This is a genomic window from Streptomyces sp. NPDC127108 (assembly GCF_042677545.1).
GTDB lineage: Bacteria > Actinomycetota > Actinomycetes > Streptomycetales > Streptomycetaceae > Streptomyces.
The window spans coordinates 74,021-93,143 of record NZ_JBHXTE010000040.1 but is presented as its reverse complement, the minus strand read 5'-3'; the positions used below and the strand labels follow the sequence as shown (position 1 = coordinate 93,143).

Here is a 19,123-nt window from a genome sequence, read left to right as displayed (position 1 = left end):
CCCACCACCCCCCCGGCCCGGGGTGCGGGCAACGCGTGGGGGTGCGCGTGGCGGTGCGGCTGGGGGTGGGGGTGGGGTCCGGGGGGGCGGTCGTGGCCCTGCGCACCGGGGTGGGCGGCTTCTTCCGGGGGGCGGGGGACCGGGCGGGGGCCGCGCGCGGGGCCACGGGCCCACGGCCGCGCTCCGCCGTCACCGCGCTCGCGGCCCTGACGGACGGCGCGGGGCGCTGGGTCGAGACGTTCCGCGAGGGCGACTGGGCGGACTGCTTCGCGCTGCTGCGCAAGAGCGGCCCGCAGGCGCTGGTGGACCGGGTGCGGGAGCTGGAGCGGGCCGACCCGGAGGGCGCGGCGTTCCCGCGCGGGAAGCGGTACGACGACGCGGCGGTCGTGTGCGTGGAGCTGTAGCTCCCCCGCCCACGTTTCCGTACCGGCTGCCCGCGTTTCCGTACCGGCTGCACACGTTTCCGTACCGGCGAACCGGGACAGAAAGAAAACAATTCAATTCGATCCGATTCCGCAATCGCGGCGAACTGATCTCCGGAACATTTCAACTGAAGCAGAGATCAGGAATTGCCTGTTGAAATTCCATTCGGCGACAGGGAAGGATCAGCGGGCATGGGGAACGCATGGCCACATCCGGTCATGTGCCCGCGCACGAAGGAGAATTGAATGTCCCGGCGCATGGCGGTCATCGCGGGTTCGGTACTCGCGGCCGCGCTGGTGCTCAGCGGCTGTGGTTCGGAGGACGACGGCGGCGGCAGTGAGGAGGGCGGTTCGGGTTCGGCCGGGGCCGAGGCGAAGGTGCTCGCCGAGGTGGCGCAGCCGAAGGTCAGTGAGATGGCCGGTGCCATGGGCATGTGGACGACGGACAAGAATTTCGTCAAGGCCGGACTCAAGAAGATATCCGGCTATCCGCTGGCCGGCGGAAAGGCCGAGTGGGAGGTCCCGCTGACCGGCGAGATCTGCTGGTCGTCCCAGACGCCCACCAAGGACGGAAAGGTCGCCGTCGTCTTCCAGGACGACAAGGACGACCCGTCGGTGTGCACGGAAGTCGGCGTGGTCGACATCCAGCGCGGCAAAATGCTCTGGCACAAGCAGGGCGTGAACGCGGACGGCAACGCGGAGATGTTCGACGAGATCACGGTCGGCGGCGGCACGGTCGCGGCCGCGGGCACCAGCGCGAGCGCGGGCTGGAAGCTCGACGGCACGCCCCTGTGGAAGCCGTCCGACGAGACCTGCGACGCGGTCGGCCACGCGGGCGACGAGACCAAGCTGGTCGCGGTCCGCGACTGCGGCGACACCGACAACCCCAAGCTCCAGGTGGAGACGGTCGACCCGGCGACGCGCGCGGCGAAGTCCACGTACAAGCTGCCGCAGGGCACGGAGTACGTCCACGTGGTCGCCGTCGACCCGCTGGTGCTCGCCGCCGACGACGGCAAGTCGCAGGGCGGCTCCGGAATCTCGCGGTTCATCACCGTCGACGACAGCGCCGCGCGGGGCAAGGAGCTGAGCACGATCCCCGCGAGCGGCGGCAAGCACGGCAAGTACGAGGCCGATTGCCCGGCCACCGAGGTCACGGGCTGCGCCCAGCTCGCGGTCAGCAAGGAGAAGAACGCGCTCTACCTGAGCACTTCGGAGCCCGCGAGCAGTTCCTCCGAGGCCAGGAACGACCTGGTGTCCTTCGACCTGAAGACCGGCAAGCAGCTGCGCCGGACGCCCGGTTCGGACTCGGGCCGTCTGGTGCCGATCGGCCTCGACGACTCCGGCAAGGTCATCGCGTACCAGGAGGCGAACATCGCCCGCGAGGAGGGCGGCGGCGTCTGGCAGGCCGACCCGGGCACCCTCAAGGCGAAGCAGGTCCTCCAGCACCCGGCGGACAGCTACGAGATGGAGTCCCGCTTCGAGTCGGACCGCCGCGCCCTCTACGCGGGCGGCCGCCTCTACCTGGGCGCGGACCATGTGACGGAACCGTCGACGGTGTACAAGACGCCGCAGCCGCTGGCGGTGGTGTTCGGCCAGAAGTAACCCCGCAGACCGGTCCGCAGCGCGGGCAGGACATGAATGTGGATGTACCGGGCGCAAGGTTGACTGTCCGGCGCGGGGTGAACGGGTGGAGCGGGTGGGAGAATTCCGCCGCGAAGCGGGCGGCATACACCCGCCCTAGGCCTCCGCGCCAGAGTTGAGCTTGCCCAGCAACCGGGCAAGCTCGGCCACCTCCCCCCGGTCCCACCCGGCAAGCTGCCGAACGTACCGCTCCCGGCGCGCCCCCCGAACCGTCCAGAACCGCTCACGGCCTTCCTCCGTGAGCCGCACGAGCCAGGCCCTGCCATCGGCGGGGTCTGGCTCACGCGCGACCAGCCCCAACTGCTCGAGCCCCCGCAGCTGCCTGCTCATCGTCGCCTTGCCGACCCCGATGAACGCGGCGAGATCGGTGGCCCGCCGGGGCCCCGACTCGTCCAGGAACGCGAGCAGCCCGTACGCGGCCGGCTCAAGATCCGGATGCACCTGCCGGGCCATCTCTCCGGACGAGGCCCGCGCCCGGCGCAGCAACAGTGTCAACTCCCGCTCCAGGGACAGGAATTCGTGGTCCACACCACCGCCGGACCCGGCCTCGCCCACCCCGGTACCCTCGCCGCGGGCCGCGTCCTCGCGCATGTCAGCACCCATGCCACACTTTTCCGATCCTGAAAGTTTCCGCCGACCACGGCCATCGCCGCAGCTCGACCAGTATTTCGCAGGCGTAGACCAACGGCGGGCGCGAGCGCCTCTTCCCCTCCGGGGTCTACGTGCGTAGCGTCATTGATGACATGTCCACACCAGCGACATGTCGACAGGTCCCCCCACCGAGTCCCGTACCCACCGCACGCCCTCCGTACGACGGGGGAACCGTGAACCCCACGTACGGAAGAAGCGCGCCTGCGCACGGGACTCCACGAGGCCAAACGGAGGCACGCCATGCCCGTGCACAGACCTGGTACCGCCCGCCGTACCCACCCCGCGGCCGGCATTCTCCTCGCCGTCCTCTCCGCCCTGACCCTCCTCATCACCCTGCCCGGCGCGGCCCGGGCCGCCGACGGTGACGACGTCCCGCCGCGCGGCTCCGCCCGCATGGGCATGGGCGTCCTGGAACACGACGGCCAGGGCGGCCGGCCCAGCGGCGGCGACGCCGTCCAGACCGAGGGCGTCGACGTCAGCAGCCACCAGGGCAACGTCAACTGGTCCGCCCTGTGGAACAGCGGCGTGCGATGGGCCTACGTCAAGGCCACCGAGTCCACCTCCTACAAGAACCCGTACTTCGCCCAGCAGTACAACGGTTCGTACAACATCGGCATGATCCGCGGCGCCTACCACTTCGCCACCCCCGACACCTCCAGCGGCGCCGCCCAGGCCAACTACTTCGCGAGCAACGGCGGCGGCTGGTCCCGCGACGGCAAGACCCTGCCGGGCGCCCTCGACATCGAGTGGAACCCCTACGGCGCGGCCTGCTTCGGCAAGTCCCAGTCCGCGATGGTCGCCTGGATCCGCGACTTCCTCAACACCTACAAGGCACGCACCGGCCGCGACGCCGTCATCTACACCGCCACCAGCTGGTGGAAGCAGTGCACCGGCAACTACGGCGGCTTCGGCAGCACCAACCCGCTGTGGATCGCCCGCTACAACACCAGCCCCGGCGAACTCCCGGCCGGCTGGGGCTTCCACACCATGTGGCAGTACACGTCGACCGGTCCCATCGTCGGTGACCACAACAAGTTCAACGGCGCGTACGACAGGGTGCAGGCCCTGGCCAACGGCTGACCGGGCCCTCTCCCGCCCACGAGCACATCACCGCCCACCGGGCAGCCGACGCCACGCGGGTGAGGCTGCCGCCTCACGCGTGAGTGACGGCCGCACGGGGTGAGCGGCAAGGCCCGGACCCTCCTGGGGGTCCGGGCCCCGCCCTTCCCCGCCGCGCCCGTCACGCCGCGGCGGGAAGCCGCGTCACGCCGCCGCCGGAACCCGCACCTCGGCCGGTGCGAGGGCAAGCTCAAGGACCTGGCGGACGTCCGTCACCGCGTGCACGTCCAGCTTCTCCAGGACCTCGGCCGGGACGTCGTCCAGATCCGGCTCGTTCCGCTTGGGGATCACGACGGTGGTGATCCCCGCCCGGTGTGCGGCGAGCAGCTTCTGCTTCACACCGCCGATGGGCAGCACCCGTCCGGTCAGCGACACCTCACCGGTCATCGCCACGTCCGTACGGACCAGGCGGCCGCTGAGCAGCGACGCCAGCGCCGTCGTCATCGTGACGCCCGCGCTCGGACCGTCCTTCGGCACGGCGCCCGCCGGGAAGTGGATGTGCACGCCCCGCTCCTTCAGGTCACCCACGGGCAGCTCCAGCTCGGCGCCGCGCGAGCGCAGGAAGGACAGCGCGATCTGCGCGGACTCCTTCATCACGTCACCGAGCTGTCCGGTGAGGGTCAGACCCGCCGCACCCGTCTCCGGGTCGGCCAGCGACGCCTCCACGAACAACACGTCGCCACCGGCCCCGGTGACCGCGAGCCCCGTGGCCACACCGGGCACCGCGGTCCGCCGCTCGGCCGGGTCCTGCGCCGACTCCGGCACGTGGTGCGGCCGCCCGATCAGCCCGCGCAGCTCGTCCGCGCCGACGGTGAACGGCAGCTCCCGCTCGCCCAGTTCGTGCTGCGCCGCGACCTTGCGGAGCAGTCTGGCGACGGACCGCTCCAGATTGCGCACGCCCGCCTCGCGGGTGTACTCCCCCGCCAGCTTGCGCAGCGCGCCCTCGTCGATCGTCACCTCGCCGTCGCCGAGCCCGGCCCGCTCCAGCTGTCGCGGCAGCAGGTGGTCACGGGCGATGACGACCTTCTCGTCCTCCGTGTACCCGTCGAGCCTGACCAGCTCCATGCGGTCGAGCAGCGCCTCCGGGATGGCTTCGAGGACGTTGGCGGTCGCCAGGAACACCACGTCGCTCAGGTCGAGTTCGACTTCCAGGTAGTGGTCGCGGAAGGTGTGGTTCTGCGCCGGGTCGAGCACTTCGAGGAGCGCCGCCGCCGGGTCGCCCCGGAAGTCCGAGCCGACCTTGTCGATCTCGTCGAGCAGCACCACCGGGTTCATGGACCCGGCCTCCTTGATGGCCCGCACGATCCGCCCGGGCAGCGCGCCCACGTACGTACGCCGGTGCCCGCGGATCTCCGCCTCGTCCCGCACGCCGCCGAGCGCGACCCGCACGAACTTGCGTCCCATGGCGTGCGCCACGGACTCCCCGAGCGAGGTCTTGCCGACTCCGGGCGGGCCGACCAGGGCCAGGACCGCGCCGCCGCGCCGTCCGCCCACGACTCCCATGCCCCGGTCCGAGCGCCGCTTGCGCACCGCCAGGTACTCGGTGATGCGCTCCTTCACGTCCTGCAGCCCCGCGTGCTCCGCGTCGAGGATCTGCTGGGCGCCCTTGATGTCGTACTCGTCCTCGGTGCGCTCGTTCCACGGCAGTTCGAGCACCGTGTCGAGCCACGTGCGGATCCAGGAGCCCTCGGGCGACTGGTCGCTCGCGCGCTCCAGCTTCTCGACTTCCTTCAGCGCCGCTTCCCGTACGTTCTCCGGCAGGTCCGCGGCCTCGACCCGGGCGCGGTAGTCGTCGGACTCCTCCTCGCCCTCCTTGCCGTCCAGCTCGCGCAGCTCCTTGCGCACCGCCTCCAGCTGGCGCCGCAGCAGGAACTCGCGCTGCTGCTTGTCGACGCCCTCCTGCACGTCCTTGGCGATGGACTCGGCCACGTCCTGCTCGGCCAGGTGCTCCCGCAGCTGCTCGGTGGCCAGCTTCAGGCGCGCCGTCGGGTCCTCGGTCTCCAGGAGCTGGATCTTCTGCTCGGTGGTGAGGAACGGCGAGTACCCGGAGTTGTCCGCCAGCGCCGACACGTCGTCGATCTGCTGCACGCGGTCGACCACCTGCCAGGCCCCGCGCTTCTTCAGCCAGCTCGTGGCCAGCGCCTTGTACTCCTTGACCAGCTCGGCGGTGGCACCGGGCAGCGGATCCGGCACGGTCTCGTCGACCCGCGCGCCCTCCACCCACAGGGCCGCGCCGGGCCCGGTCGTGCCCGCACCGATGCGCACCCGTCCGCGAGCACGGATCAGCGCCCCCGGATCCCCGTCCGCAAGCCGGCCGACCTGCTCGACCGTACCGAGCACGCCCATGCCCGCGTACGTCCCGTCGATCCGCGGAACAAGCAGCACCTTCGGCTTGCTACTGCTTCCACTGGACCGCGCGGCGGCCTGCGCGGCCTCCACCGCGGCTCGCACTTCGGCATCGGACAGGTCGAACGGCACCACCATGCCGGGCAGCACGATCTCGTCATCGAGCGGCAGCACGGGCAGAGCGAGCGGTGTGTACGACGTGGACTCAGCAGCCATGATCTCCCCTTCGGCATTCAAGTTGAGCTATACCGACTCAATGCTCCTGAGTCCCTGAATGTTCCCCCGGACTTGTTCGCTGTCAGCGATCACCTCTGTCGCCGCCGAAATCCCCCTACGTAAGGTTCTCTCAGCAGTTGCAGCCATTACACACTGGTCCCGATCTGAAGGGTTGCCCCATGCACGCGACACAGGGAGCAGAGGGAGCCCCCCTCGCGGGCCGCGACGCCGTACGGGCCTGGATCGACGGCTGGGGCGTCTCTCGCGGCGCCGCTCCGCCGACCGTGGAGCCCTGGGGTTTCACGATCGACGTCGGCCACATCAAGCACCCGTCCCGGCACGTCTTCGGCGCCACAGGCACGGACGTCCAGGAGTCGGACGTACGCAAGGTCGCCTCATCGGTGACCGGCGCCGACGTATGGCTGAAGGTCTTCGACTTCCCGGACCGCGTCGCCCCTTGGCTCGGCCCCGAGTGGTGGATCGACCCGGAAGACGGCTACCTGATGACCGTGCCGCTCACCCCGGTCCCCCCGAACCACCTGGTGGTCCCGGACGGCTATCAGCTCCGCACCTGGTCGCGCGGCGGCGTCTTCCGCGCGATGGTCACCACCGCCGACGGTCACTGGGCAGCTCGCGGCCAGATCGCCCCGACGGGCCGCACCGCCGTCGCCGACCAGATCGAGACGTCTCCGCAGCACCGCCGCAAGGGCCTGGGCAGCCTGGTCATGCGCACCCTCGCGGTCGCCGCCGTCGACCAGGGCGCGGAGATCGGCGTACTCGCCGGGACCCCGGAAGGACGCGCCTTGTACGAGTCGCTGGGGTGGCAGGTGGTCGCCGGCCTGACGAGCGCGCGCCGGAAGGGACCGGAGGAGGCCTGAGCGCCCCGACTACTCGGCTACTCGGCCGCCGCAGCCGCGGCCTTCTTCGCGCGTATGTCCCCGTAGGCGTAGGGCATCCCGGGCAGCATCAGGAGCAGCGTCGCCCACAGAGGCAGATGGAAGAGCACGTCGTCGCCCGCGAGCCAGGTGGTGAGCTGCGCGAACCCGATGCCTATGACCCCGACCAGCAGCCATCTCACGAAACCGAGGCTTCCCCGCCGCAGCTCCAGGGTGACGCCGACCGCGATTATCACGGCGTAGAACGCTATGCGCGGGGCCTCGACGGGCAGCGTGAGGGTCCGGTCGATCAGGTGCGTGAGGAGCAGCAGCACACCGAGGGCGAACGGGATCAGCGCGGCCATCCGCAGCACACGCAGATGCAGGGGCGTGCGCGCCCGGGCCCAGGAGGCGGCGAACCCCGGCACGTCCGTGCCCACCACGTCCTCGGGGGAGCGGCCCGCCGCCGCGGCCTCCTCCAGGTGCTCGGAGAGCTCGGCCAGCATTTCGCGCACGGAGGCGTCGTCGATGCCTCTGTACTCCCAGTTGCTCCGGCAGACCGCCAGCACGCGGGCGCGCTCGGCCTCAGCGGGCGCGCTGTCCCGCACGCCATCGTCCGTGGTCACGCCGCCGCTGATCGTCGTCTCGGTGGTCGTCTCGGTGGTCGTCTGATGTGTCATGCCGTGTCCCCCGTTTCCCCCGTGTCGCTGTCCTGTGCGCCGCCCTGGCCCTCCAAGGTCCTGGAGACGGCCACCGTGAAGGTGCTCCAGGTGGCGCGGCCCGCGGCCAGCTCGGCCGCGCCCGCGTCAGTGAGGCGGTAGTACTTGCGTGGCGCCCCGCCCGCCGCGGACGGAGCGCGGTAGGAGTCGACCAGCCCGGCCCGCTCCATCCGGGCGAGCAAGGGGTAGATGCTGCCCTCGCTCACCAGGTCGAGGCCGCTCTCGGTGAGGGCCTCCACGAACTCGTATCCGTACCGAGGTCTTTCGCCGATGAGCGCGAGCAGGCACAGGTCGAGCACCCCGCGCAGCAACTGACTACGACGCTGGTCGTGCATCGCGGACAGTTCCTTTGTCATGCGGTACAAGATAGTCACGAAGTACCTTGCACCGCAAGACATTTATCCGGAGGATGTCACTCCACGTACATGGCGGCAAAGGACCCGGTCCCATCGGCCACACGGGTGACATAAAGCCCCTCGGACCTCACAGGCCGCACAAGCCCCAGAGGCAGGCCGGACGGCTTAAGCGGGAGTGCCCCGCCCGTGCCCTCGCAGCACCGGCCACGTCGCGATTCCCACGACCAGAGCGAGCAGATGGCCCCAGTTGGTCATCGGGTCCGTGAAGGCGATGAGGTCCTGGACCAGCATCCAGCCGAACCCCGCGAGGACGGCCCAGCGCAGCCACGGTGTGAGGAGCCCGGCGAGCGCGCCGACGCTGGCGGCGACGCCGAAGCTGATGCCGTAGTCGAGGCGGTATGCGGAGCTGCCGGGCAGATGGCCAGCCAGGACCGAGAGCCCGACCGGGACCTCGGTGGCCAGCGTGGCGACGGCATGCCCGAGCAGGAAGACGCCCGCGGTGCGCAGGCCGCCGACGCGGCGCTCCAGCGCGGTGAGGACCAGCAGGAAGACGATGGCGTACGGCGAGGTGACCCCGCCCGCGATCCACAGCGCGCTGGCGACGAGGACGAACATCGGCCGGTCGGCGAGGTGCGCCACGTCCGTGCTCGACCCCTGGTGCAGGGAGGAGACGAGGGCGGGGTCGCCGTATTCGGCGAAGAGCGAGGTCAGGAGGAGGACGACGGCGTATCCGAAGGTGAAGGGCGTACCGGTCGGCGACGGCAGCAGCCGCCACGGCCGCAGCCCGCGCAGCCCCCGGAGCCCCGCCCGCACACCGCAGGCCCCGGCCCGCGCCCCGGCACCCGGGCCCTGGGCCACCTCCCCGGGCACCCCGGACGCCGACCCGCCGACAAGGGCGGCCTCGCCCGCGCGGCCCGGCCCACTCGACCCGACCGCCTGACCCGACCCGGCCTGGAGCGGCTCGGCCTCAACCGGCTCGGCCTGGCTCGGCCCCGCCTGGCTCGGCATCGCGTCCAGCGTCACGAGCCCCGCGGCCCCGAGCAGCGCCTCCGCGCCCGCGCCCCCCGACAGACCCACGGCGCCCCCGGCAACCGCAGCACCCCCAGCGCCCACAGCGCCTCCGGCACCCACCGGAACCTCGACCGCCGCCCCGCCGCCGTCCTCACCCACGGCGGCGCCCCCGCCCGAAACCCGCACAGACCGGTCCACGCTGAGGCGCTCCTTCCATCACGGCTTCACTGATCTTCCATCACAGAAAGATCACGGGATCACGCTTCACCGAACTTTCCCCTGCTGTCTATGACCGACGCCACGTGAGGCGCGATTCACAGGAACTCACAGCAACCCCACACCATTCCCCGGCGTCCCGCAGCGCACGTCTGCGAGGCGGCAGCAAAATGGGCCGATGCACACCCCGTACCGACCCGATCCCCCCGTGGTTCTCGACCGGCACGAAGGCCCCTACGGCGAAGTCGTGCTGCGCCGCCACGGAGACCTGTTGCAGATCATTGCCAACGGCATGTTCCTGATGGACACCTCCGACGGCCGCTCGGAGCGACTCCTCGTCGACGCGGCGTACGACGCCCTGGACGGACGGCCCCGGCCGTCTGTCCTCATCGGCGGTCTGGGCGTCGGCTTCTCCCTCGCCCATGCCGCCGCGGACCCGCGCTGGGGCCGTATTTCGGTGGTCGAGCGCGAGCGGGCCATCATCGACTGGCACCTCGGCGGACCGCTCTCGGAGCTGTCCCGGGAGGCGCTCGCGGATCCGCGCACGGAGATCCTGCACGCCGACCTGATCGCATATGTCAACGGCTCATTCGCAGGCGCCAACACCCCTTCCGGCACCTACGACGCCCTGTGCCTCGACATCGACAACGGCCCCGACTGGACCGTCACCGAGGGCAACGAAAGCCTCTACTCCCCCGCAGGTCTCGCCGCCTGCCAGGCCCGTCTGAACCCCGGCGGAGTCCTCGCCGTGTGGTCCGCGCAGCCCTCACCCGCTTTCGACTCCGCTCTACGGAATGCCGGGTTCCAACAGGTACGTACGGAAGAGATCCCCGTTGCCCGGGGCGTACCGGACGTGGTTCATCTCGCGACAAGGGCTGCGTAGCCGAGGTGCCGTTACGCCCCGTACTCTGCTGACCGGACACCAAGCGATCACGTCAGGGGCGGGGCGATGGAGCAGACACACACCTCCCACAACGGCGCCACGGCAGCGATGCCCGGCGCTCAGCGCCGGGTTCTGGTGGTCGAGGACGACCCGACGATCGTCGACGCCATCGCCGCCCGGCTGCGCGCCGAAGGTTTCGTCGTGCAAACGGCGGCGGACGGCCCGGCAGCGGTGGACACCGCGCAGGCATGGCAGCCGGATCTACTGATCCTCGACATCATGCTGCCGGGATTCGACGGCCTGGAGGTCTGCCGACGCGTGCAGGCCCAGCGACCCGTACCGGTGCTGATGCTCACCGCGCGGGACGACGAGACGGACATGCTGGTCGGGCTCGGCGTCGGCGCCGACGACTACATGACCAAGCCGTTCTCGATGCGCGAGCTCGCCGCGCGCGTGCACGTCCTGCTGCGTCGGGTCGAGCGGGCCGCGCTGGCCGCCACGACGCCGCGCAGCGGCATCCTGCGCCTGGGCGAGCTGGAGATCGACCACGCGCAGCGGCGTGTGCGAGTGCGCAGTGAGGACGTCCATCTGACCCCCACGGAGTTCGACCTCCTGGTGTGCCTCGCCAACACCCCGCGCGCGGTGTTGTCACGCGAGCAACTGCTCGCCGAGGTGTGGGACTGGGCCGACGCGTCCGGCACCCGCACCGTCGACAGCCACATCAAGGCCCTGCGCCGCAAGATCGGGGCGGAACGCATCCGTACGGTGCACGGGGTCGGGTACGCCCTGGAGACACCGACGCCATGACGGCGGACCCGGGCGCCGCCGGCGGTACGGCTCGCGGCGCCCTGAGCGGTACCCCGGGCAGTGCGCACGGCACCCCGGGAGGCACCCCCGGCGGCACGGCGGACGCCGAGCGGGGCACGGTCCGGAAGTGGCGCTGCGACCGGGGCGGGAGCATCGGCCTGAACGGCCCGTTCGCGGGCGTGCGGCCGTTCTCCATCAAGACCAAGCTCGGCACTCTGGTGGTCGTCTCGGTCTTCATCACCACCGGGCTGCTGATGGTGGCCATGGAGACGGAGACCGAGCTCCGCTTCATCACGGTCTTCTCCGTGATCGCGACCCTGCTGATCACGCAGTTCGTCGCGCACAGCCTCACCGCACCCCTCGACGAGATGAACTCGGTGGCCCGCGCGGTCTCGCACGGCGACTACACGCGTCGCGTGCAGGGGGCCGACCGCCGCGACGAGCTGGGCGACGTGGCGATGACGATCAACCGCATGGCGGACGATCTGGAGGCGCAGGACCAGCAGCGCAAGGAGCTCGTCGCCAACGTCTCGCACGAGCTGCGCACCCCCATCGCCGCGTTGCGCGCCGTCCTGGAGAACGTTGTCGACGGCGTATCGGCGGCCGATCCGGAGACGATGCGCACGGCCCTGAAGCAGACCGAGCGCCTGGGCCGCCTGGTGGAGACCCTGCTCGACCTGTCCCGCCTCGACAACGGTGTCGTACCGCTCAAGGCGCGGCGCTTCGAAGTGTGGCCCTATCTGTCGGGTGTCCTGAAGGAGGCCAACATGGTGGCCTCCGCGCGCAAAGGGATGACGTCGGGCTCCGGCAGTCACACCCGTACGGACGTGCATCTGCACCTGGACGTCTCTCCTCCGGAGCTGACCGCCCACGCGGACGCCGAGCGGCTGCACCAGGTCGTCGCCAACCTCATCGACAACGCGGTCAAGCACAGCCCGCCGCACGGCCGTGTCACGGTGCTCGCCCGCCGCGGCCCCCACCCGGAGTCCCTGGACCTGGAGGTCCTCGACGAGGGTCCGGGCATCCCCGAGTCGGAGTGGCACCGCGTCTTCGAGCGCTTCAACCGGGGCGCGCACGTCGGCGTCCCGCCGGGCAGCGACGGCGGCACCGGTCTCGGACTCGCGATCGCGCGCTGGGCGGTCGATCTGCACGGCGGGCACATAGGCGTGGCCGAATCGGCTCGGGGCTGCCGCATTCAGGTCACCCTTCCGGGCCTGCCCGAAGACTGAAGTTGACGTAAGGTTCGAAGCGGAAGCGACCTCTGGGCGCGCGCACGGTGCGCCGGACGGGTCGCAGCCGCGTGTCGACGTACCCAGGACGTTCACAGACGTCCCCACCAGGGCTCCACGCGGCATCTTGCTGTAGGCGAACTTCGCTTGTTTCCCGCCATTTACAGCCCCGAAACCAGCTTTCCAGTGTGACTTACGCGACGGATGACCGGCCCGGTCTGCACTGCGCGTCCTTGGAGGCGTAGCCTTTATTTCCGCTGTCCATCACCTTGTGAAGCGGAAGAGGGCGGTTGCCGCCGTGTCGCCACAGTCCCCCAGTAACTCGAGCACTTCGACCGACCAAGAAGCGCAGGGCAAGAACCCTGCTGCCGCGTTCGGTCCCAATGAGTGGCTCGTCGACGAGATCTATCAGCAGTACCTCCAGGACCCGAATTCGGTCGACCGTGCCTGGTGGGACTTCTTCGCCGACTACAAGCCGGGCGTGGGCGCCTCCGTCGCCGCCGCACCGGCCAAGCCGGCGGGTGACGCGGCCGCGGGGGTCGCGTCCACCACGTCCCCCGCCCCGGCCGCCGCGAAGCCCGCAGCCCCGGCCGCGCCCGCGCCCGCGGCGAAGCCCGCAGCCGCTCCGGCGGCGCAGGCCCCGGCTCCCGCCCCCGCGAAGCCCGCGGCCGCCAAGGCCGCGCCCGCGAAGGCGGAGCCCGCCAGGGACGCCGCGGACGCCAAGGAGAAGGCGGGTCCCGAGTACGTCCCGCTGCGCGGTCCGTCCGCGGCCGTGGCGAAGAACATGAACGCCTCCCTGGAGGTGCCCACGGCGACGTCCGTGCGCGCGGTCCCGGTGAAGCTGCTGTTCGACAACCGCATCGTCATCAACAACCACCTCAAGCGCGCCCGCGGCGGGAAAATCTCCTTCACGCACCTCATCGGGTACGCGATGGTGCAGGCCATCAAGGCCATGCCGTCGATGAACTACTCCTTCGCGGAGAAGGACGGCAAGCCGACGCTGGTCAAGCCGGAGCACGTCAACTTCGGCCTGGCGATCGACCTCGTGAAGCCCAACGGCGACCGGCAGCTGGTCGTGGCGGGCATCAAGAAGGCCGAGACCCTGAACTTCTTCGAGTTCTGGCAGGCCTACGAGGACATCGTCCGCCGCGCCCGCGACGGCAAGCTCGGCATGGACGACTTCACCGGCGTCACGGTCTCCCTGACCAACCCCGGCGGCCTCGGCACCGTCCACTCCGTGCCGCGCCTCATGCCCGGCCAGTCGGTCATCATGGGCGTCGGCTCCATGGACTACCCGGCGGAGTTCCAGGGCACGTCCCAGGACACCCTGAACAAGCTGGGCATCTCCAAGGTCATGACGCTGACCTCGACGTACGACCACCGCGTGATCCAGGGTGCGGCGTCCGGCGAGTTCCTGCGCATCGTCGCGAACCTCCTCCTCGGTGAGAACGGCTTCTTCGACGAGATCTTCGAGGCGCTGCGCATCCCCTACGAGCCGGTCCGCTGGCTCAAGGACATCGACGCCAGCCACGACGACGACGTCACCAAGGCCGCCCGGGTCTTCGAGCTGATCCACTCCTACCGCGTCCGCGGCCACGTCATGGCCGACACGGACCCGCTGGAGTACAAGCAGCGCAAGCACCCCGACCTGGACATCACCGAGCACGGCCTGACGCTCTGGGACCTGGAGCGCGAGTTCGCCGTCGGCGGGTTCGCCGGCAAGTCGATGATGAAGCTGCGCGACGTCCTCGGCGTCCTGCGCGACTCGTACTGCCGCACCACCGGCGTCGAGTTCATGCACATCCAGGACCCCAAGCAGCGCAAGTGGCTGCAGGACCGCATCGAGCGCCAGCACTCCTCCAAGCCGGAGCGCGAGGAGCAGCTGCGCATCCTGCGCCGTCTGAACGCCGCCGAGGCCTTCGAGACCTTCCTGCAGACGAAGTACGTCGGCCAGAAGCGCTTCTCCCTGGAGGGCGGCGAGTCCGTCATCCCGCTCCTGGACGCGGTCATCGACAGCGCGGCCGAGTCCCGTCTGGACGAGGTCGTCATCGGGATGGCCCACCGCGGCCGCCTGAACGTCCTCGCCAACATCGTGGGCAAGTCGTACGCCCAGATCTTCCGCGAGTTCGAGGGCAACCTCGACCCGAAGTCGATGCACGGCTCCGGAGACGTCAAGTACCACCTGGGCGCCGAGGGCACCTTCACGGGCCTCGACGGCGAGCAGATCAAGGTCTCCCTGGCCGCCAACCCCTCCCACCTGGAGGCGGTCGACCCGGTCCTCGAGGGCATCGCCCGCGCCAAGCAGGACATCATCAACAAGGGCGGCACGGACTTCACGGTCCTGCCGGTGGCCCTCCACGGAGACGCGGCCTTCGCGGGCCAGGGTGTCGTCGCGGAGACCCTGAACATGTCGCAGCTGCGCGGCTACCGCACCGGCGGCACGGTCCACGTCGTCATCAACAACCAGGTCGGCTTCACGGCCGCTCCGGAGTCGTCGCGTTCGTCGATGTACTCCACGGACGTGGCCCGGATGATCGAAGCGCCGATCTTCCACGTGAACGGCGACGACCCGGAGGCCGTCGTCCGCGTCGCGCGGCTCGCCTTCGAGTTCCGCCAGGCGTTCAACAAGGACGTCGTCATCGACCTGATCTGCTACCGCCGTCGCGGACACAACGAGTCCGACAACCCGGCGTTCACGCAGCCGCTGATGTACGACCTGATCGACAAGAAGCGCTCGGTCCGCAAGCTGTACACCGAGTCCCTGATCGGCCGCGGCGACATCACCCTGGAAGAGGCCGAGCAGGCCCTCCAGGACTACCAGGGCCAGCTGGAGAAGGTCTTCACGGAGGTCCGTGAGGCCACCTCGCAGCCCGCCCCGGCGGAGGTCCCCGAGCCCCAGGCCGAGTTCCCGGTGGCGGTCAACACGGCGATCTCCCAGGAGGTCGTCAAGCGCATCGCCGAGTCCCAGGTCAACATCCCCGACCACGTCACCGTCCACCCGCGTCTGCTGCCGCAGCTGCAGCGCCGCGCGTCGATGGTCGAGGACGGCACGATCGACTGGGGCATGGGCGAGACCCTGGCCATCGGTTCCCTCCTCCTGGAGGGCACCCCGGTGCGCCTGGCGGGTCAGGACTCCCGCCGCGGCACCTTCGGCCAGCGCCACGCCGTCCTGATCGACCGCAACACGGGCGACGACTACACGCCGCTGCTGTACCTCTCCGAGGACCAGGCCCGCTTCAACGCCTACGACTCGCTGCTCTCCGAGTACGCGGCCATGGGCTTCGAGTACGGCTACTCCCTCGCGCGTCCCGAGTCCCTCGTGATGTGGGAGGCGCAGTTCGGCGACTTCGTCAACGGCGCGCAGACGGTCGTGGACGAGTTCATCTCGTCGGCCGAGCAGAAGTGGGGCCAGACGTCCGGCGTCACCCTGCTCCTTCCGCACGGCTACGAGGGCCAGGGCCCCGACCACTCGTCGGCCCGCCCGGAGCGCTTCCTGCAGCTCTGCGCCCAGAACAACATGACGGTCGCGATGCCGACCCTCCCGTCGAACTACTTCCACCTCCTGCGGTGGCAGGTGCACAACCCGCACCACAAGCCGCTGGTGGTCTTCACCCCGAAGTGGATGCTGCGCCTCAAGGCCGCGGCCTCCAAGACGGAGGAGTTCACGACGGGCGGCTTCCGCCCGGTCATCGGCGACGACTCGGTGGACGTCAACGCGGTCCGCAAGGTCGTCTTCTGCGCCGGCAAGCTCTACTACGAGCTGGACGCCGAGCGGAAGAAGCGCGGCATCACGGACACGGCCCTCATCCGTCTGGAGCGCCTGTACCCGCTGCCGGGTGCCGAGCTCCAGGCCGAGATCGCCAAGTACCCGAACGCCGAGAAGTACCTGTGGGCGCAGGAGGAGCCGGCGAACCAGGGCGCGTGGCCCTTCATCGCCCTCAACCTCATCGACCACCTGGACCTGGCGGTCGGCGCCGACATCCCGCACGACGAGCGTCTGCGCCGCATCTCGCGGCCGCACGGCTCGTCCCCGGCGGTCGGCTCCAAGAAGCGCCACGAGCAGGAGCAGGAGCAGCTCCTGAACGAGGTCTTCGAGGCCTAGGCCACGGCGGTCACGCCGTTCGGTACGTCGGGTGGGCCCGGCTTCGAGTCCTGTACGGGACTGGGGGCCGGGCCCACCGGCGTACGGCCGTACGATGAAACGGAACGAAGCCCGGCCACCGGCCCGGGTCCGGCCCGCACCAGGAGCAAGAGTTGTACTTCACCGACCGTGGCATCGAGGAGCTGGAGAAGCGGCGCGGCGAGGAGGAGGTCACCTTCGAGTGGCTCGCCGAGCAGCTCCGCACCTTCGTGGACCTCAACCCGGACTTCGAGGTCCCGGTGGAGCGCCTCGCCACGTGGCTGGCGCGCCTGGACGACGAGGACGAGGACGAGTAATCGGCTTCTTCGGGGGACCGGTACGTCTCCGGGGTTGCTGATACGCCCCGCACCGGCCCCGGCAGAAAATCACTTGCCTGTAGGGCCCTGCCGCCCCGTACGCTGCCTCCCATGTGCGCATCCGCAGCCGCAGCCGCTGCCACGAGGACCCGCCGCGCCTAGCGGCGGGCCGACCTCACCTCACTCTGGAACGCCCCGCCGCTTCAACGCGTAAGCGCCGAGCGGCACTTCGTGCTGCCCGGCTTACCTCGAAGCCGCGGAGACCCCTGTGCGCACGCACCACCATGGCCGTCATGAGTTCGGCCAGAACTTCCTCACCGATCGCCCCACCATCAGCACGTTCGTCGACCTCGTGAGCCGCACCGACGGGCCGATCGTCGAGATCGGCACCGGGGACGGGGCCCTGACCCTCCCCCTGCAGCGGCTGGGCCGACGCCTCACGGGCATCGAGATCGACCACCGCCGGGCCGAGCTGCTGCGGCGGCGCACCGCCCCGTCGACGCAGATCGTCACCGCCGACTTCCTGCGCTACCGGACCCCACCGGAGCCGCACGTCCTGGTCGGCAACCTCCCCTTCCACGAGACGACCCCCATGCTCCGCCGCATCCTGCGCTCCCCTGACTGGACCGATGCCGTCCTGCTCGTGCAGTGGGAGGTCGCGCGCCGTCGCGCCGGGGTCGGCGGGGCGACGCTGATGACCGCCCAGTGGTGGCCCTGGTACGCGTTCGACCTCAAGGGCCGCGTTCCCGCGGCGGCGTTCCGGCCGCGCCCCAACGTCGACGGCGGGCTGATGACCATCGCCCGTCGGGACCGGCCGCTGGTCGCGGCCGCGCGGCGGCAGGAGTACCAGGAGTTCGTCCGCCGGGTGTTCACAGGCCGGGGCCGAGGACTGCCCCAGATTCTCGCCTCGGCGGCCCCCGACCTGCCTCGGCGCAGGATCCAGGAGTGGGCGCGACGAGGCGGCCACAGCGCCGTACGCCTGCCCAAGGACCTCGGCGCGGAGGAGTGGGCGGAGCTGTTCGGGATGCGGGGGCGGCCGTAGGGCTCGGCGCCGGTCAGCGGGTGAGGGCCGGCGCCAGCTCCCGCCACTGCGGCAGGGGCAGTTCGCCGGGGTCGACCGTCAGGACCTGCACGCAGACGTGGTCCGCCCCGGCCGCGGAATGCTCCGCCACGCGCGCGTGGATGTCGTCGACGTCTCCGTAGGCGACGATCGCGTCCACCAGACGTCGGCTCGGCTCGCCGCTGTCGGCCTCTTCCTGGAAGCCGAGCCGACGCAGACTCGCGCGTTGGTGGGGCGCCCGCAGGTACCCGGCGACGTGCTCCGTGGCCACCTCGCGGGCCCGCGCCCGGTCCGTGTCGAGGACGACGGCCTGCTCGACCCCGAGGTACGGCTCGGGCCCCAGGATGTCCCGTGCCCGCGCGGTGTGCTCCACCGGCACGAAGTACGGATGCGCGCCCCAGGCGCGCTCGGCCGCGAGGCCCAGCATCTTCGGCCCGAGCGCGGCCAGGAGGCGACGCGGGGCGGGGTCGGGCACGGGGCCGTAGGCGGGCGCCGCGTCCATGGCGTCCAGGTAGCCCCGCATGGTCGTGACCGCCCTCCCGCGCGCGGGCACCTTGTAGCCGTCCACGTCCATGGCGGTGTCGTCGACCCGGTGCCCGCCCAGGCCCAGGACGTAGCGGCCGGGGAACGCCTCGCCTAGGGTCCGCTCGGCGTTGGCCATGGCGAGTGGTTCCCGGTAGGCGATGTTGGCTATGCCGGACGCGACGACGATCCGGCGGGTGGCGGACAGCAGCAGCCACGCCTGCCCGACCGTGTCGCGTCCGAACGCCTCCCCGTACCAGATCGCTCCGTACCCCAACTCCTCGATCTCCGCGGCGGCTTCGCGCACCCGCCCCGTCGGCTGTCCCTCGAAGGCGAAGGTCCAGACACCCGCCCGCCCGAGCCCCTCGCCGATGGGACCGCGCCCATCGCCTTCGTGGCCGAACCCGCCGTCTCCTTGGAGGTCACTCATTCCTGCACCCCTGACTCATTACCGGAGACCTTCTCCGGATAGGTGCGGAGTACGATACGGAGAACCTCTCCGCAAGGCCAGCCCTCTTTACGCCTCTCCCCCTCGACCATCCCGACCCCGATCCCGGACCTCGACCCCGTTCGCGGATTCCCGGATCCCGCCCCGCCCTCGGAAACCCACACC

15 protein-coding genes and 1 pseudogene are annotated in these 19,123 nt (G+C 70.6%); 10 read left to right on the top strand and 6 right to left on the bottom strand.

Annotated features, from left to right (window positions below; translation table 11 throughout):
• Positions 1 to 404 (top strand): annotated as a pseudogene (locus ACFVHO_RS29790) (hypothetical protein); the annotation flags it as partial.
• Positions 405 to 668: 264 nt separating this feature from the next.
• On the top strand, positions 669 to 2,024 hold the full coding sequence (locus ACFVHO_RS29785) for a hypothetical protein (protein WP_385721167.1): 1,356 nt from the start codon (positions 669 to 671) through the stop codon (positions 2,022 to 2,024).
• Positions 2,025 to 2,159: 135 nt separating this feature from the next.
• Here the strand turns inward: ACFVHO_RS29785 and ACFVHO_RS29780 are convergent, their stop codons facing one another.
• Positions 2,160 to 2,654: a MarR family winged helix-turn-helix transcriptional regulator gene (locus tag ACFVHO_RS29780; protein ID WP_385721188.1), complete on the bottom strand. Its 495-nt coding sequence runs from the start codon at positions 2,652 to 2,654 to the stop codon at positions 2,160 to 2,162.
• A 300-nt stretch (positions 2,655 to 2,954) separates the two neighbouring features.
• Here ACFVHO_RS29780 and ACFVHO_RS29775 point away from each other — a divergent pair, with 300 nt between their 5' ends.
• Positions 2,955 to 3,794 carry a lysozyme gene (locus tag ACFVHO_RS29775; RefSeq protein ID WP_385721165.1) on the top strand — a complete coding sequence of 280 codons (840 nt, stop codon included), beginning with the start codon at positions 2,955 to 2,957 and terminating at the stop codon, positions 3,792 to 3,794.
• Positions 3,795 to 3,977: 183 nt separating this feature from the next.
• Here the strand turns inward: ACFVHO_RS29775 and lon are convergent, their stop codons facing one another.
• On the bottom strand, positions 3,978 to 6,395 hold the full coding sequence (gene lon, locus ACFVHO_RS29770) for an endopeptidase La (protein ID WP_385721162.1): 2,418 nt from the start codon (positions 6,393 to 6,395) through the stop codon (positions 3,978 to 3,980).
• Positions 6,396 to 6,574: 179 nt separating this feature from the next.
• Here lon and ACFVHO_RS29765 point away from each other — a divergent pair, with 179 nt between their 5' ends.
• On the top strand, positions 6,575 to 7,273 hold the full coding sequence (locus ACFVHO_RS29765) for a GNAT family N-acetyltransferase (protein WP_385721160.1): 699 nt from the start codon (positions 6,575 to 6,577) through the stop codon (positions 7,271 to 7,273).
• A gap of 17 nt (positions 7,274 to 7,290) precedes the next feature.
• On the opposite strand, the gene ACFVHO_RS29760 is transcribed toward ACFVHO_RS29765, so the two are convergent.
• The 3 genes from ACFVHO_RS29760 to ACFVHO_RS29750 form a co-directional block, all read right to left on the bottom strand.
• Positions 7,291 to 7,950, bottom strand: a complete 660-nt coding sequence (locus tag ACFVHO_RS29760; RefSeq protein ID WP_385721157.1) for a hypothetical protein — start codon at positions 7,948 to 7,950, stop codon at positions 7,291 to 7,293.
• Entirely contained in the window at positions 7,947 to 8,345 is a 399-nt protein-coding gene (locus ACFVHO_RS29755) for a PadR family transcriptional regulator (RefSeq protein WP_385721154.1), read from the bottom strand. Before ACFVHO_RS29755 ends, ACFVHO_RS29760 begins: the two co-directional genes overlap by 4 nt.
• Before the next feature lie 165 nt (positions 8,346 to 8,510).
• The gene (locus ACFVHO_RS29750) at positions 8,511 to 9,554 is read right to left on the bottom strand and encodes a rhomboid-like protein (RefSeq protein WP_385721151.1); all 1,044 of its coding nucleotides are present in this window, start codon (positions 9,552 to 9,554) and stop codon (positions 8,511 to 8,513) included.
• 196 nt (positions 9,555 to 9,750) lie between these two features.
• On the opposite strand from ACFVHO_RS29750, the gene ACFVHO_RS29745 reads away from it, so the two are divergent.
• The 6 genes from ACFVHO_RS29745 to erm all read left to right on the top strand — a co-directional run bounded on the left by ACFVHO_RS29745 (position 9,751) and on the right by erm (position 17,970).
• Complete coding sequence (locus ACFVHO_RS29745) at positions 9,751 to 10,455, top strand: spermidine synthase (protein WP_385721148.1); 705 nt, start codon at positions 9,751 to 9,753, stop codon at positions 10,453 to 10,455.
• Between the two features lie 66 nt (positions 10,456 to 10,521).
• Entirely contained in the window at positions 10,522 to 11,262 is a 741-nt protein-coding gene (locus ACFVHO_RS29740; protein WP_190114375.1) for a response regulator transcription factor, read from the top strand.
• Positions 11,263 to 11,441: 179 nt separating this feature from the next.
• Positions 11,442 to 12,491 (top strand): ATP-binding protein, encoded by a 1,050-nt coding sequence (locus ACFVHO_RS29735; protein ID WP_380835443.1) that lies wholly within the window; start codon positions 11,442 to 11,444, stop codon positions 12,489 to 12,491.
• A gap of 298 nt (positions 12,492 to 12,789) precedes the next feature.
• Positions 12,790 to 16,593 carry a multifunctional oxoglutarate decarboxylase/oxoglutarate dehydrogenase thiamine pyrophosphate-binding subunit/dihydrolipoyllysine-residue succinyltransferase subunit gene (locus tag ACFVHO_RS29730; RefSeq protein ID WP_385721144.1) on the top strand — a complete coding sequence of 1,268 codons (3,804 nt, stop codon included), beginning with the start codon at positions 12,790 to 12,792 and terminating at the stop codon, positions 16,591 to 16,593.
• 152 nt (positions 16,594 to 16,745) lie between these two features.
• A complete protein-coding gene (locus ACFVHO_RS29725; RefSeq protein ID WP_003961784.1) occupies positions 16,746 to 16,928 on the top strand; it encodes a DUF6104 family protein in 183 nt (60 codons plus the stop codon).
• A 268-nt stretch (positions 16,929 to 17,196) separates the two neighbouring features.
• Entirely contained in the window at positions 17,197 to 17,970 is a 774-nt protein-coding gene (erm, locus tag ACFVHO_RS29720; protein ID WP_385721141.1) for a 23S ribosomal RNA methyltransferase Erm, read from the top strand.
• A 13-nt stretch (positions 17,971 to 17,983) separates the two neighbouring features.
• Here the strand turns inward: erm and ACFVHO_RS29715 are convergent, their stop codons facing one another.
• On the bottom strand, positions 17,984 to 18,940 hold the full coding sequence (locus ACFVHO_RS29715; protein ID WP_385721138.1) for a TIGR03620 family F420-dependent LLM class oxidoreductase: 957 nt from the start codon (positions 18,938 to 18,940) through the stop codon (positions 17,984 to 17,986).
• Positions 18,941 to 19,123: the final 183 nt, after the last annotated feature.